The following is a 14,888-nucleotide window of genomic DNA, read 5'->3' as shown; positions in this document are numbered from 1 at the left end:
GTCACGCACCACCCACACACCCTAGGAACACCCATGTCAACGACTGCTGTCGTCGAGCCTGTCTCGACCCCGGAACCGGACGCCGCTCCCAGCGGCAAGGGCCGGCACCTGGGCATCGCCCTCACCGTCATCACGGCGGCCCAGCTCATGGTCGTGCTCGACGGCACGATCGTGAACATCGCGATGCCGCACATCATGGCCGACCTCGGATTCACCCAGGAGAACCTCTCGTGGGTCGTCACGGCATACACCCTCGCCTTCGGTGGGCTGCTGCTCCTCGGCGGTCGGCTTGGTGACCTGTTCGGGCGCCGCAAGGTCTTCATGACCGGTGTGCTCGTCTTCGCCGGCGCCTCCCTCCTCGGCGGGCTCGCCCAGACCGAGGGCCTGCTGCTCGGCGCCCGCGCCCTGCAGGGCATCGGTGCCGCACTGGCCTCCCCCACCGCCCTCGCCCTAATCACCACGACCTTCCCGGCCGGACCCGCGCGCAACCGCGCCATGGGCGTGTATGCCGCGATGTCCGGTGCCGGTGCGGCGGTAGGCCTCATCCTCGGTGGCGCGCTCACCGAGATCGACTGGCGCTGGACGATGTTCATCAACGTGCCGATCGGCCTGGTCGTCGCCTTCCTGGCGCCGCGCTTCCTCTCCGAGTCCGCGGCCGGCAAGGGCCGGATCGACGTCCCCGGGGCGATCCTCGGCACCGGTGGCCTCGTGTCGCTCGTCTACGGCCTCACCAACGCCGCCAGTGACTCCTGGACCTCGGCGACCACCCTCACCACGCTGGTCGCCGGTGTCGCGATGCTCGTCGCCTTCGTGGTCGTGGAGCTGCGCTCCTCCCACGCCCTCATGCCAATCCGCATCCTGGCCGACCGCACTCGTGGCACGTCCTTCGCGGTGATGCTCATCGTCGGCGCTGCGATGTTCGCGATGTTCTACTTCCTCGGCCTCTACATCCAGCAGGTGCTGGGCTACTCGCCGCTGAAGTCCGGCTTCGCGTTCCTGCCGTTCTCCTTCGGCATCGTCGTCGCCGCCCAGGTCGCCTCGACGCTGATGACCCGGGTCGACCCGCGCTGGATCTCCGGCGTCGGCACGCTGCTGGCCGCGACCGGCATGTTCGGGTTCGCCCAGCTCGACGTCGACAGCGCCTACACCACGGGTCTGCTCCCGTGGATCGTCGTCCTCGCGGTCGGCATGGGCCTGACCTTCGTGCCGATGACCCTCACGGCCACCGCCGGGGTCGCGGCGGAGGACTCCGGCGTCGCCTCCGCGGTGCTCAACACCATGCAGCAGGTCGGTGGCGCACTCGGTCTGGCCACCCTGAGCACGGTGTTCGCGAACGGCGCCAAGGACCGTGGTGCCGAGCTCGGTGCAGCCCTGCAGGCCAAGGCGGCGGCCGGCGCGCTCTCCCCCGAGCAGCTCCAGGCGGCGCAGCACCAGATCGCGCTCCAGGCCCAGACCTTCGGGTCCGGTCACGCCTACCTCGTGGCCGGCGCGATGATCCTCGTCGGGTCGCTGGTGACATTCGGCTTCCTCAACGTCAAGCACGAGTCGCTGTCGTCCGAGGGCCACGAGAACGTCCACCTCGCCTGACCAGAGCACCCCGGGGAAGGCCCCGACCACCGCGGTGGTCGGGGCCTTCGTCGTTCCCAGAACTCCCGTGGCCGGCTTCGCGGGCCGACCGCGCTGAGCGGTAAGGGGTCAGCCGAGAGCCGCGATGGCCGCCCGGATCCGCTTCTCCGACACCGGGTATGCCGTGCCCAGCGCGTTGGCGAACAGGCTCACCCTCAGCTCCTCGACCATCCACCCGACGGCACGGACCGGCGCCGAGCGCCGCTCGACGACGGGCAACGAGTCGAGCAGGTCGGCATACGCGATCTCCACGCGGTCGACCACCTCCTGGTTGGCCGCGTCGCGGGCCAGCGCGGCCGGGGACGAGGGTGCCTTCTCGAGGCGCTGGAGCATGCCCTTCAGGTAGCGGCGCAGGTGCGGGAGCTGTGCCAGCCCCGTGTCGGCCACGAACCCCGCGTAGACGAGGCTGTCGAGCTGGGCGCGCACGTCCGCGACCAGCGCTGCGGTGGCCGGCGCGGTCAGGACGTCGAGGCGCACCCGCACCTGGTTGGCGGCCGACAGGACCGGCTCGACCTCGGCGACGACCGTCAGTACCCGCGTGGCGACATGCGTCCGCACGGCCGCGAGCACCTCCTCGAAGGCGGCCTCGTCGCGGACCCCGCCACCCCCACCCGCCGTCGCACCGGGCGCCCGTTCGAGGACGATCGCATCGACCGCGCAGGCCAGGGCGTCCTCGAGCAGCGCCGGCACCGACCCGTGGGGGTTGTTGCCGAGGGCGAGCTTCTGCGCGTTGCCCAGCGACGACAGCACCCGCTTCCACGGTGCGGTGGTGTTGAGCAGGAGCAGCCTGCGCACGCCCAGCACGGTCGCGGCGTCCGCTTCCCGCTCGCCGGTCATCACCACCAGGTCGACCGAGTCTCCGCGGTCAATGAGGGCCGGGTAACCCTGGACCGTCTGCCCCCCGGACGTCGACTCGAAGGTGCGCGGCAGGTCGCCGAAGTCCCACCGCCGCAGGCCCTTTCGCTCGACCGCGGCCCCGGCGCGGGACATCCGGCGCTGCACCTGGCCCGCGAGCTCGTCCTGCAGCGCGGTCAGCTGCTTGCCGCTGGCCAGCACCCGGCCGGTGCCGTCCTCGACCGCGAAGGTGATGCGCAGGTGGTCGGGGACGCGCTCGTCGGAGAACTGCTCGGGGGGCACGGCGACACCGGTGCGGGCGTGCAGGACCCGGGCCAGCTCGTCCGCCAGCCTGCGCCCGCCGCCGGGCTGCGCCTGGGCCAGGGCCGCGACAGCGTGGTCGGGGGCCGGCACGAAGTGCACCCGAGTCGCCTTCGGCAGCGATCGCAGCAGCGCGGTGGCCAGCTCCTCCCGCAGGCCCGGCACCTGCCAGTCGAACCCCTCGTCGGTGACCTGGTTGAGGACCTGCACGGGGATGTGGACCGTCACGCCGTCGGCCGCCGCGCCCGGCTCGAACTGGTAGGTCACGGGCAGCTCGATGCCACCCTGGGTCCAGGTCTTCGGGTAGTCCCGCGCCGAGACCCCTTCAGCACTGTCACGGGTCAGGAGCTCCTCGGTGAACGTCAGCAGCTGCGGCGTCTGCCTGCGCGCGTCCTTCCACCAGCGGTCGAAGTGGCGTTGGGAGACCACCTCCGAAGGCACGCGCGCGTCGTAGAACGCGACGAGGTCCTCCTCGTCGACGACGATGTCGCGTCGCCGAGCACGCTCCTCCAGCTCCGAAAGACGTTGCAGCAGAGCCTGGTTGGCCTTGAAGAAGTCGTGGTGGGTGTCCCAGTCGCCCTCGACCAGCGCGTGCCGGATGAAGAGGTCGCGTGACTCCTCGGGGTTGATCCGCGCGTACTGCACGGTGCGGGCGGCCACCAGCGGCACGCCGTAGAGGGTGACCCGCTCGGTGGCCACCACCGCGCCCTGCTTCCGCGACCATCGCGGCTCGGAGTAGGTGCGCTTCACCAAGTGGGGTGCCAGCCGCTCTGCCCAGACCGGGTCGATCCGCGCGTTGCTGCGGGCCCAGAGCCGGGTGGTCTCGACGAGCTCGGCCGACATCACCCAGGTCGGCTGTCGGCGGAACAGCGTCGAGCCCGGCGAGATCCCGAACCGCGCTCCCCGGGCACCCAGGTAGTCACGCTTCGCCTCGTCGCGCAGCCCGATGTGGCTCAGCAGTCCGGCCAGGAGTGCCTGGTGCACGAGGTCGGCGTTGGGCGGCTCGCCCGGGGCGGAGGTCGCCGACCGCGGGTCGATGTCGAGGTCCTGACAGGCCTTGCGGAGCTGGCTGTGCAGGTCCTGCCACTCACGGACCCGCAGGTAGTGGAGGAACTCGGTGCGACACATCCTGCGGAAAGCGCTGTGCGACAACGCCTTCTGTTGCTCCATCAGGTAGGCCCAGAGGTTGAGCAGCGACACGAAGTCGGAGTGCTCGTCGCGGAACCGCGCGTGCGACTGGTCGGCCTGGGTCTGCTTGTCGGCCGGTCGCTCGCGAGGGTCCTGCATCGACAGGGCGGCCACGATGATGAGTACTTCCTTGGCACAGCCGAGCTTGCCCGCCTCGATCAGCATCCGCCCGAGGCGCGGGTCCACGGGCAGCCGCGCCAGCGCCCGTCCATGCGCTGTGAGCTTCCTCCCCCGGCCCCGGTGCCTGCCGGTCGCAGGCTCGTCGGGGTCGGCGACGTCGAAGGCGCCGAGCTCCTCGAGCAGTCGCACGCCGTCGGCGACCTGGCGGGCGTCGGGCGCGTCCACGAACGGGAACCGGCCGACGTCACCCAGTCCCAGGGACGTCATCTGGAGGATGACCGACGCGAGGCTCGTGCGCTGGATCTCGGGCTCGGTGAACTCGGGGCGCGCGAGGTAGTCGTCCTCGGAGTAGAGCCGGATGCAGATGCCGTTGGCGAGCCGACCACACCGTCCGGCCCGCTGGTTCGCGCTGGCCTGCGAGATCGCCTCGATCGGCAGGCGCTGGACCTTGGTGCGCTGCGAGTAGCGCGAGATGCGCGCGGTGCCGGCGTCCACGACATACCGGATGCCGGGCACCGTCAACGACGTCTCGGCGACGTTGGTGGCCAGCACGATCCGCCGCCCCGTCGCCCGCCCGAAGACCTTGTGCTGCTCCGCGGCGGAGAGCCGCGCGTAGAGCGGGAGGACCTCGGTCTGCGGGAGCTGCATCGACTGCAGCGCGTCGGCGGTGTCGCGGATCTCGCGCTCCCCCGAGAGGAACACCAGGATGTCGTGCCCGGTGCCGTCGGCGGCGCGCTCGGTCCACAGCTCCTCGACCGCCTCACACACGGCGGTGACCTGGTCGCGCTCCTCCCCAGCGCTGAGCGCCGGGGTACCCCGGGCCTCCGGTCGCTCGGGGTCGACGAGCGGCCGGTAGCGGACCTCGACCGGGTAGGTGCGCCCCGACACCTCGATGATCGGCGCCGGCTCTCCCGTCCCTCCATCACTGAAGTGCTTGTCGCTTCCGCTCGCACGCTCGCGGAAGTGCTTGTCGCTTCCGCTCGCACGCTCGCGGAAGTGCTCGGCGAAGCGCTGCGGGTCGATCGTCGCCGAGGTGATGACGACCTTGAGGTCGGGGCGCTGCGGGAGGAGCTGCTTGAGGTAGCCGAGGATGAAGTCGATGTTGAGCGACCGCTCGTGCGCCTCGTCGATGATGATCGTGTCGTACTTGCGCAGCAGCCGGTCGCGCTGGAGCTCGTTGAGCAGGATCCCGTCGGTCATCACCTTGACCAGCGTGTTGTCGCTGCTCTGGTCGGTGAAGCGCACCTGGTAGCCGATCGCCCCACCGAGCTCGACCTCGAGCTCCTCGGCGATCCGCTCGGCCACCGACCGCGCGGCGATGCGGCGGGGCTGGGTGTGCCCGATCAACCCGGCCCGCCCACGCCCGACCTCGAGGCAGATCTTCGGGAGCTGGGTCGTCTTCCCCGAGCCCGTCTCCCCCGCGACGATGACCACCTGGTGGTCGCGGATCGCGGCCGCGATGTCGTCCTTGCGCGTGACGACCGGCAGGTCCGGTGGGTACTTCAGCTCGGGGACCGGGATCTCCTGCCGGCGAGCGACCGCCTGCCGGCTCCCACCCTGTCGGTCCGGCCGCCTGCGCCGAGCCCGGTTCCCGTCCCGGTTCCGGGCAGCACGGGGCTGCGAAGAGTCGGCGGAGGACATGGCCGCAGCATACGTTCGGCGTGCCCGCCGCCGCGGACGAGGCAGGATCGGCGCCTTCTCCTCTAGGGTGACCTGACGATGAACACCCGGTGAACATCGCTCTCCGCACCCTAGACGAGGTTTCCTCCTGTGACTTCCACTGACCTGTCGCCCGAGGCCGCGACCAGCGACCGCAGCGGCTACTGGAACGACTACTACGCTTCCAGCGCCGCCACCCAGCGTCCGCTCCCCTCCCAGTTCGCGGCCTTCGTGGCCGGTGAGCTCAAGGGCCCCACCCGCGTGATCGAGCTCGGCTGCGGCAACGGCCGGGACTCCATCTTCTTCGCCTCCTACGGCCACGACGTCACGGGGGTCGACGGCTCCGAGTCGGCGGTCGCCGCCGCCACCGCCACTGCGGAGGCCCACGGCGTGCAGGCCCGCTTCCTGGTCTCGTCGATCGACGACCCTGCGCTGCCCGAGCGGCTCGGCGACGCCTCCGGGCCCTTGACGATCTACGCGCGGTTCTTCGTGCACGCCATCACCGACCGTGAGGAGCAGGACTTCCTCACCCTGGCCGCCGGACTCACCTCCCCCGGCGACCTGCTCGCGGTCGAGTACCGCACGGTCCGGGACCAGACCGGGGCGAAGGTGACCGGTGCGCACTACCGCCGGTTCGTGGCACCGGCCACCTTCCAGGCCCGCGCGCTGAGCAACGGGTTCGAGGTCACCTATGCCACCGAGGGCTTCGGCTTCGCCAAGTACCGCCAGGACGACGCGTACTGCGCGCGCGAGCTCTTCACCCGGGTCTGACCCGATGGCCGCCGCTGCCCAGCCGCTCGCCGACCTGGAGGACATCATCCGGGCGGGCCGCGCCCTGTTCCCGGACCTCGACGTCATCGGACCCGACGGGTTGCTCGACCTGCAGCTCAGCCACGACGGCGTGCGTCGGTTGCGGGTCGAAGGGGCCCCTGGCGCGTTCCTGCACCTGCAGTCGCTGGGCGTGGACACGACGAAGGGCTCGGTCGGGCGACGGGACGCCAAGGTCACCACGAGCAGCTGGCACAAGAACTTCGGCGACGCCTTCAACTCCGTGCGACTGCTCGACGTCGAGCACCCGTCCGGCACGGCGCTGCACACCGAGGCCGACAGCCCGGGTTGGGTCGAGCTCGCCTTCAAGAAGCCGGTGGACCTGCGCCGGGTCCGCCTGCGCAACGTCTCGGGCGCCACGGCCCGACGACTGCGGGGGGTCCGCGTGCTCGCGGAGGGTCCTGGCGGGTGGGTCGTCGCCTACGACCACCTCACCCGGGTGGACCAGCTGCGACAAGCCCTCGCCGCGCCCGCCCAGAACGGCGCGTCGCCCGAGCTCAGCGCCCTGCTGCCCATCCTGGGCGACACGTTCGGTGGCTTCTACGAAGAGGCTCGCGCGGCGCTCGACGCCCTGACCGACGTGCCCGAGCAGCACCGCTCGAGCTTCCGCACCGTGGTCACCCACGCGCTCCTCGCCGACCGGGCGATGGAGTGGACGGTGCACGGCCCGCAGCGCTGCTTCCGGTTCTGGACCGAGCAGGAGAAGGTCCGCTACATCGGGTCGGCCGTCGAGATCACCGACGCGTTGGCCTCCCTCACCCCGCACGTCTGCTTCGGGTTCGGCGCAGCACTGTCCGTCGTGCGCGACGGGGCCCTGATCCCGCACGACGACGACCTCGACATCATCATCGCGTTCGACCCCCACGAGGCGAGCACGCTGGCCGAGGGCCTTGCCCTGGTCGAGCAGCACCTGCGCCCGCTCGGGTTCACCGTGACGGGCAACTTCTCGGCCCACCGCCACGTGCGCAAGCCGGGGGCGAAGCACGTCGACGTCTTCGTCGGGCTCTTCGAGGGCGACGTGGTGTCCTGGTATCCGGGCGCCCGCGGTGCGCTCACCCGCGACATGATGTTCCCCGCCTCGAGCGCGCCCCTGATGGGGATCGACTGCCCGTTGCCCCGCAACCCCCTGGTCTACCTCGAGCGGCTCTACGGCTCCGGGTGGCGACACCCCGACCCGCACTTCCGGCACACCTGGGACCGGTCGGCCTACGCCGACCTCGCCGGTGGCCGCACGCCGGCCACGACCGGGAGCTGACCTCCGACCCGACCTGGCCCGCCACCGCATCGGTGGCGGGCCAGGTCGACACCGTCCGGCGCGACCCGCCTCAGGCGCCCTTGGCGGCGATGAAGCCCTGCTCGAGGTCGGCGATGATGTCGTCGATGTGCTCGATCCCCACGGCGAGCCGGACCAGCCCCGGGGTGACGCCGGCCTTGAGCCGGTCGCCGTCCGGGCCCTGCGAGTGGGTCGTCGACGCCGGGTGGATCGCGAGCGACCGCACGTCGCCGATGTTGGCCACGTGGCTGTGCAGGACGAGCGACTCGACGAACCGGCGACCCGCCTCGACCCCGCCCGCGATCTCGAAGGCGAGCACCGCACCGGCACCTCGCGGCGTGTACTTCGTCGCCTTGGCGTAGGACTCGTGGTCGGGCAGGGACGCCCAGACGACCTGCTCCACCTGCTCGTGTCCCTGGAGGAACGCCGCCACCTTGTGGGTGTTCTCGAGATGGCGCTCGAGGCGCAGGCTCAGCGTCTCGATGCCCTGGGCGATGAGGAAGGCATTGAACGGCGAGATGGCCGGACCGAGGTCGCGCAGCAGCTGCACCCGCGCCTTGAGGATGAAGGCGAGGTTGGCACCCAGCGGGCTGCCGACGCCGAGGTCACGGGCGAAGACCAGCCCGTGGTAGCTCTCCTCCGGGGTGTTGTAGTTGGGGAACTTCTCCGGGTCGGCACCGAAGTCGAAGGTGCCACCGTCGACGATCACGCCGGCGATCGAGGTGCCGTGACCGCCGAGGTACTTGGTGGCCGAGTGCAGGACGATGTCGGCGCCCCACTCCAGCGGCCGGATGAGGAACGGCGTGGCGATCGTGTTGTCCACGACGAGCGGGACACCGGCCTCGTGGGCCGCGGCCGCGACCGCCTCGATGTCGAGGACCTCCGACTTGGGGTTGGAGATGGTCTCGCCGAAGAACAGCTTGGTGTTGGGCTGGACCGCCGCCTTCCACGAGGCGATGTCGTTGGGGTCCTCGACGAAGGTCACAGCGATCCCGAACTTGGGCAGCGTGTGCTTGAGCAGGTTGAACGTCCCGCCGTAGAGGCTGGGGCTCGCGACGACGTGGTCGCCGGCCTCCGCGATGTTGAGGATCGCGAGGGTCTCGGCCGCCTGCCCGGAGGCGACGAGGAGCGCGCCGACGCCACCCTCGAGGGAGGCGACCCGCTGCTCGACAGCATCCTGCGTCGGGTTCATGATGCGGGTGTAGATGTTGCCGAACTCCTTGAGCGCGAACAGGTTCGCCGCGTGCTCGGTGTCCTTGAAGACGTACGACGTGGTCTGGTAGATCGGCAGGGCACGGGCGCCCGTGGCGGCGTCCGGCTCCTGTCCGACGTGGACCTGGCGGGTCTCGAACGACCAGTTGGTGGAGCTCATCTCGATTTCCTTCACTCTCGTGGGCCGCGGTGCGGCGTCGGGGGCCCGTATGCCGGTGGGTCCCGATCGGGAGTGGCTGATCGAGGTGCTGGTGCCACCTCCACGGAGGGTGCACCGGCGACACCGCCGGAGACGGTGCGGGACACGTGGTGGGTCTCCCGCGCTTGCGGTCGGCAACCGGTGCCGTCCGCCAGGTCTTCACCCGGGGCACCCCACCGCGGAGGAGGGTTGCCGGCCAGCGAGCCGGGGCTTGTCGCTGACACTCATGACCTGCTCCGAGCGTACGCCGCAGCGGTGAGCGCCCGGCATACCCATCTCTCATCGCGGACGGGCTGGACCAGACGCGGCCTGCGCTCCGGAGCGCTCGTCGCGCCGCCGCTCGGCCTCGCCCGCTTCGTGGTCGAGGTGGTGGTCGCGCAGCGCGCCGGCCCCGCCGAGCCCGGACGAGGCCGCTTGCGCGCCGAACCCGCTGAGCAGCATGGTGCGCGAGCGCGCGGGGTCACGGGTCGCGAGCGCGAGGTCATCGAGCCACCTGACCTGCGCCGCGTGCCGGGCCCGCCCCGCCACCTGCTCGGCCACCCAGTGGGCGGTCGCCGCGGGTGAGCTCACCGAGGAGAGCGGACGGGGCGCCCGGAAGGGCCGCGGCGGAGCCTTCGCCCCGACGCGGCCCACCTGGCGGAGCTCCGCGGCGAGCCCCTGACCCAGCCGCTGCTGGACGTCGTGGCGCAGCAGTCGGCGCTCGGTGCGGGTCGCCGCCGAGCGGGCTGCGGGGTTGGTCGCGAGCGCGCCGCGCTTGAGCACCCCGGCCGCCCGGCCGGTGCCCAGCGCGGCCGCGGACAGGCCGATCGACGTCCAGTCACCGTCGCCGTAGGCCACCTTCACGACCGCGTCGGCGGCCACCCGCGTCGCGCCGGCGGCCCCGGCAGCCACCCCGAACGCCTTGGTGGGAGGGCTTGGGAACAGCGCGACCGTCCCGGCCACGCCCTCGACCCCTGCGGCCGCGCGGCTGAGTCCGGTCAGCGCGTCGTAGGCGCGCGAGTCGGCCAGACCGTCGTCGAGCAGCCGGTGCAGGACGGCGGCGCACCGTCGGTCGGCCTCCTGGAAGTCACGCCATGCCCGGCTGTGCCGACGCTCGGCGTCCTGGGCCCGCTCCAGCTCGGCGACCTCCCGGCAGTGCAGCCCCACAGCGCTGGCGCGCCGTGCGGGGTCGGCGGACTGCTCGGCCTCGACCCGGGCGGTGCCGAGGGCCACCGCCCGCGGGTGGGCGACGGAGTGCTCGGCCACCGCGGCACCGACCACCTGCTGGGCGTGCTCGAGGGCGGCGGCGAGCGGGCGCAGGGTCGCGGCGGACACGCCGTGTCGGCGGCCGGCCGAGACGAGCAGCGCGGCTGCGGCGTGCGAGCGCGCCGCGAAGGCTGCTTCGGCCGGGCTCGCCCAGGCGATGTCGGGCCCGGACAGCCCGCGCAGGGCGCTGGCGAGGCTGAGGAGCCGCTCACCCCGGCCCTGCAGCCGATCAGCCAGCGCACGCACTGTGGCCGGGTCGCCGGGCAGGGGGCGCAGGACCGTCACCGTGCAGCGCTCGGGTCGAGCCACCCGCCGACCTCGAGGTCCACCTCCGCGTAGAGCCGTCCGGCGGTGGACACCCGACGCGCCAGGTCGTCGAGCTCGCGACCCAGCACCTGCCGCTGGTGCTCGAACTCGCCGAGCACTGCGGCCAGCGCCCCAGCGCTGTCGCCGGGACCGAGCGCCCACCCTCGCTCGGCGGCGTCCGCCGCCTGCCACTGCAGGTCTGCGGAGACCTCCGTCAGGGCGCCGGCGAGGGCGCTGAGGATCTCGGGATCCACCTCGATGCTGGTCATCCACCGAGGGTAGGCAGGGGCCAAGGATGGCCTCCCGAGTTGTCCACAGCCATCGGCCGATGCGGCGGCCCGGTCGTGCGGGCGCCGGGGAGGCATGTTGTGATGGGCCCATGACCATCACCGGCGAGTACGCAGCCAGCCCCACCCAGTGGGTCCGCAGCCAGGTCGAGAAGATCGAGGAGGCCGGCACCACCCGCGCCGTCGACATCCAGGGCCGTCCCGTGGTGCTGCTGACGATGCTCGGCGTCTCCGGGAAGGTCCGCAAGGTGCCGCTGATGAGGGTCGAGCACGACGGTGTGTATGCCGCGGTGGCCAGCAAGGGTGGCGCGCCCGAGCACCCGAAGTGGTACCGCAACGTCCGCAAGAACCCGGTGCTCGACCTGCAGGACGACGACCGCACCTGGACCGTGCGCGCCCGTGAGCTCGAGGGCGCCGAGCGGGACGAGTGGTGGCCGCGTTGCGTCGAGGCGTTCCCGCCCTACACCGACTACCAGGTCAAGACCGACCGGCTCATCCCGGTGTTCGTGCTGGAGCCCGTCGAGGCCTAGGCTCCCGGGCTGCGCACCCGGTTGCCCGACCCGGCGGTGTGGCGCAGCCAGAGCAGTCCCAGCACCGGCAGCACGAGCGGCACGAAGCCGTAGCCCGAGCCGAAGTGCGACCACACGGTCTTGTCCGGGAAGGCGTCCTTGGCGCGGTAGGACGCCGCGCCGACGACGAGCACCCCGAGCAGCTCGACGCTGATGGCGACCAGCGCCACCCGACGGGACGTGCGGTCGCCCCGGACCAGCGCGACGGTCGCCACGATGTAGATGACCGCGGCGAGCGCCGACAGCAGGTAGGCCAGCGGTGCGTGGGAGAAGTTCTCGCTGATCTGGAGCACCGACCGGCCGGTGGCCGCGAGCGCCAGCAGGCCGTAGAGGGCGACCAGCACGACCCCGGGTCCGGAGCGGGTGGGACGCGGGGCCTGCGGCCCGGGTTGCGGCTCAGCCACCGAGGTTCCAGATCTGCTGCAGCCGGGCGGTCATCACCGCGACGGCGAACGCCCCGACGGCAACGACACCCATGGCCCAGCGGCTCTTCTCCTTGAGTGCGAGGAAGACCGCCGCCGGCGGGACGAACGGCAGCGTGATCGCGTATGCCGCGAAGGTCGCCTGCTCGGCGCTGTCGCCGGGGACGCTCCCGAGGTGCACCAGGGCGACGACGAGCTGGACCAGGAGCCCGAGCTCGACCACGCCGGCCACGAGCAGCAGGCGGTCGTCGACGAGGCGCCGCCGCGCGGCATACCCCGCGGCGAAAGCCAAGAGCACGACGGACGTCACGAGCAGCGCGACGGTCAACGGGTAGAGCACGGCGGGAAGCCTACGCGAGAGTGACGGGCACCCCACGCAGGCACCCGCCCGCTGACACCGTCAGGCGTGCTGGTCGATCAGGCCGAGGTGGTCGCGCTGGTCGTCGGCGCGAGCAGCAGGTAGGCCTGCGCCGTCAGCAGGACGACCACCGCCACCCACTTGCCCGGGGGCAGCTCGACGCCGTAGCGGACCCGGTCGAGGACGACGAGCCCCACCTGCAGCATGACGATCCAGCCCATCGTGACCAGGGCGAGCTCGGCGTACTGCAACGACGAGGCATAGACCCAGAACAGCACCACGAACGCGGCCAGCCCCAGCAGCATCGGCACCGGCGACCGGTGTTCGGCCCATTCCTTGGCGGCGAAGGCCCCGAGGAGGTCAAGGGCAGCGAGGGCCACCATCGCGACGGTGGCCACCACCGCCCCGGGCCAACCCTCGGGCGCTCTCAGCATCGGCACCAGGTCGAAACTGCTCATGGCAGAACTCCACGTATCCCCCTGCACCCCCGGACGACCCGTGCAGCCGTCGTGGTCCCAGTGTGGGCGGTGGGGACGGGCCCGCGCATCAGTGTTTCTGACTAAGTGATCGTGTCTGACCAGGTGATCTCACCGCGGGGACCAGCGACTCCGGCCGACTCGAGTCAGCAGTGCGCCAGCAGGGGGTCAGCAGTGCGCCAGCAGGACGCCAGCTCCAGGTGCCGGGACCCTAGCCGCCGCTCGGGCTGCCCTGGCTGTTCCCGTTCCCCGTGCCGGAGCCCGAGGTGTGGCCCTTGGACGTCGGGGACGCGTGGCCGGGCGCGGTGGCCTGCGATGTCGGCTGGCCCTTCGGCGACGCGGTGGGCTTCGCGGGGGTGGCCGGGTTCCCCTGCGGCGTGTGGGTGCTGGACGAGGCCTTCGTGCTGGTCGTGCCAGCAGGCTTGCCGGTGCCCCTGTCCGTCGGCTTGCCGGTGCCCTTGTCGGTGGGCTTGCCGGTGCCCCGTCCGGGTCCGGGCGTGGCCGGCTTGGTGCCGACCGACGCGGTCGGTGCGCCGTGGGACGGCTGGGAGGCGAGGGCCGTCGCGCAGTAGGCCGAGACCTTGTCCGGGCCACCGGCGGCCGACGACAGGCTCTGGAAGGCGACCGAGCGGTCGCGCGCGGTCCCCTTGGCCTTGTCCGTCGACCACGCGCGACAGAGCCCGGCGGCGGCGCGGTTCGTGGCCGCGGGGCCGATCCCGGCGGTGGGTGACGTCACCGGCTGGCGGCGCGTGGAGGAGGACCCTGCGTCACGGGCACCGGGGGCGGGCGCGCCGACTGCGTCGTGCATGACTTGCTGCACCGGGGCCGGGAGGACGCCGACGTAGGCCGCGGCGCTGAACCCGCCGATGGAGGCCAGGGACAGCGACAGCGCGGTCACGGTCAGCGCGGCGGTGCGGGACCGGCCCGCGACCTTGGCCCCCCGGGCCCCTGCGCGGTTGCGCGTGTCGACGGTGCTGGGCGCCCACCGGTCCGTGGAGACCGACCCCTTGGGGCTGCGGGATGCCCCCCGCGACGTGCTCCGGGAGTCGACCAGCACCAGGCTCGGGTAGGTCTGGCGTGCGGCTGCCTGACGTGAGCTGCTGCGACGACTGCCGGTCCCGATCGCGACGACCTTGACCTTGTCGGCGCGGACCCTGGCCAGCACGGCGCGGAACGCACCGACCGCGACGTTCTCGTCCGCTAGCTCGGCGCGCATCGGCGCAGCGGCCAGTGACCAGGAGACCAGCTCGGCCCCGACGCCCAGGCGCTCGAGCGCCCTGGCCTCGGCGCGCTCGACGCTGTCCTCGTCGATCCCGACCACGGTCGCCACTGCGCCCGTCGGCAGCTCGGCGCCGAGACGTAGCACCACGACTTCTCCTTGTCCTAGGGGAAGGCCGCGCAGGGCCGCGAGGGTCTCGGAGATCCCTCGGTGGGTGGGGTCCTCGGCGTCCTCGGGTTCGAGGACCTCCTCGAGGTCGATCTCGCCGTCACCCTCGACCTGGAAGCCTTCGTAGCCCGTCGCCGCGCCCCAGGTGCGGCGCAGGGTGCTCTCCTCGGCGCGCTGGCGGGCACAGGCCAGCACCCAGACCCGCCAGTCGGTCTCGTCGCCGGTGAAACCGGGGAGCCCTCGGACGACGGTGACCCAGCCTTCACAGGCCTCGTCGTACGGGTCGTCGTGCCCGACCACCCGCAGGTAGCGGACCATCGCCGGGTTGGCATCACGCCACAGCCGGACGAAGGCATCTTCCTCGCCGGCTTGGGCGGCGCGCATGGTTCGCGCGAAGTCGGTACCCAGCACGCTTCCAGTATCGAGGCGAACGGCACCGAACCCCCTCATACTTTCGGCCCGAGTCGGGTCTCCGTCAATCGGTGGATATCGTGCTCAACCCGACCTCACCGGAACAGCCGCGCGACCGTCCGGGTGGTCGGTCGCGCGGCTGGTTCCGGAGGGTCGGGCTGCAGGCC

12 protein-coding genes and 1 riboswitch are annotated in these 14,888 nt (G+C 72.1%); of the genes, 4 read left to right on the top strand and 8 right to left on the bottom strand.

Annotated elements, in window-relative coordinates; all coding sequences use genetic code 11:
- Positions 1-33: 33 nt before the first annotated feature.
- Positions 34-1,587 carry an MFS transporter gene (locus ABD262_RS04695; protein ID WP_344131896.1) on the top strand — a complete coding sequence of 518 codons (1,554 nt, stop codon included), beginning with the start codon at positions 34-36 and terminating at the stop codon, positions 1,585-1,587.
- Between the two features lie 108 nt (positions 1,588-1,695).
- On the opposite strand, the gene hrpA is transcribed toward ABD262_RS04695, so the two are convergent.
- Positions 1,696-5,730, bottom strand: coding sequence for an ATP-dependent RNA helicase HrpA (hrpA, locus tag ABD262_RS04690; protein WP_344131893.1), 4,035 nt, complete (start codon positions 5,728-5,730; stop codon positions 1,696-1,698).
- A 129-nt stretch (positions 5,731-5,859) separates the two neighbouring features.
- On the opposite strand from hrpA, the gene ABD262_RS04685 reads away from it, so the two are divergent.
- Together ABD262_RS04685 and ABD262_RS04680 are read left to right on the top strand one after the other, a co-directional pair.
- A complete protein-coding gene (locus ABD262_RS04685; RefSeq protein ID WP_344131890.1) occupies positions 5,860-6,519 on the top strand; it encodes a class I SAM-dependent methyltransferase in 660 nt (219 codons plus the stop codon).
- Positions 6,520-6,523: 4 nt separating this feature from the next.
- Positions 6,524-7,831 (top strand): hypothetical protein, encoded by a 1,308-nt coding sequence (locus tag ABD262_RS04680; RefSeq protein WP_344131887.1) that lies wholly within the window; start codon positions 6,524-6,526, stop codon positions 7,829-7,831.
- A gap of 70 nt (positions 7,832-7,901) precedes the next feature.
- On the opposite strand, the gene ABD262_RS04675 is transcribed toward ABD262_RS04680, so the two are convergent.
- The 3 genes from ABD262_RS04675 to ABD262_RS04665 all read right to left on the bottom strand — a co-directional run bounded on the left by ABD262_RS04675 (position 7,902) and on the right by ABD262_RS04665 (position 11,080).
- Positions 7,902-9,221, bottom strand: a complete 1,320-nt coding sequence (locus ABD262_RS04675; protein ID WP_344131884.1) for a bifunctional o-acetylhomoserine/o-acetylserine sulfhydrylase — start codon at positions 9,219-9,221, stop codon at positions 7,902-7,904.
- A 155-nt stretch (positions 9,222-9,376) separates the two neighbouring features.
- A riboswitch (SAM riboswitch) is annotated at positions 9,377-9,492 on the bottom strand.
- A gap of 47 nt (positions 9,493-9,539) precedes the next feature.
- Positions 9,540-10,814, bottom strand: coding sequence for a hypothetical protein (locus ABD262_RS04670; protein ID WP_344131881.1), 1,275 nt, complete (start codon positions 10,812-10,814; stop codon positions 9,540-9,542).
- Positions 10,787-11,080, bottom strand: coding sequence for a hypothetical protein (locus ABD262_RS04665; protein WP_344131878.1), 294 nt, complete (start codon positions 11,078-11,080; stop codon positions 10,787-10,789). Before ABD262_RS04665 ends, ABD262_RS04670 begins: the two co-directional genes overlap by 28 nt.
- A gap of 110 nt (positions 11,081-11,190) precedes the next feature.
- Between ABD262_RS04665 and ABD262_RS04660 the strand changes: the two genes are divergently transcribed.
- A complete protein-coding gene (locus ABD262_RS04660) occupies positions 11,191-11,628 on the top strand; it encodes a nitroreductase family deazaflavin-dependent oxidoreductase (RefSeq protein ID WP_344131875.1) in 438 nt (145 codons plus the stop codon).
- Here ABD262_RS04660 and ABD262_RS04655 read toward each other — a convergent pair.
- From ABD262_RS04655 to ABD262_RS04640, 4 genes are all read right to left on the bottom strand, one after another.
- Positions 11,625-12,071 (bottom strand): hypothetical protein, encoded by a 447-nt coding sequence (locus ABD262_RS04655; RefSeq protein ID WP_344131872.1) that lies wholly within the window; start codon positions 12,069-12,071, stop codon positions 11,625-11,627. The genes ABD262_RS04660 and ABD262_RS04655 overlap by 4 nt on opposite strands.
- Positions 12,064-12,429 (bottom strand): hypothetical protein, encoded by a 366-nt coding sequence (locus ABD262_RS04650; protein WP_344131869.1) that lies wholly within the window; start codon positions 12,427-12,429, stop codon positions 12,064-12,066. The genes ABD262_RS04655 and ABD262_RS04650 overlap by 8 nt, the downstream gene beginning before the upstream one ends.
- A 77-nt stretch (positions 12,430-12,506) precedes the next feature.
- On the bottom strand, positions 12,507-12,905 hold the full coding sequence (locus tag ABD262_RS04645) for a hypothetical protein (protein WP_344131866.1): 399 nt from the start codon (positions 12,903-12,905) through the stop codon (positions 12,507-12,509).
- Between the two features lie 229 nt (positions 12,906-13,134).
- Entirely contained in the window at positions 13,135-14,721 is a 1,587-nt protein-coding gene (locus ABD262_RS04640) for a hypothetical protein (RefSeq protein WP_344131863.1), read from the bottom strand.
- Positions 14,722-14,888 lie beyond the last annotated feature (167 nt).

This window comes from Pedococcus bigeumensis (assembly GCF_039531795.1).
In the GTDB taxonomy this organism is placed as follows: domain Bacteria; phylum Actinomycetota; class Actinomycetes; order Actinomycetales; family Dermatophilaceae; genus Pedococcus; species Pedococcus bigeumensis.
The sequence above is the reverse complement of the archived record's forward strand: the minus strand, read 5'-3'. Positions and strand labels throughout refer to the sequence as shown.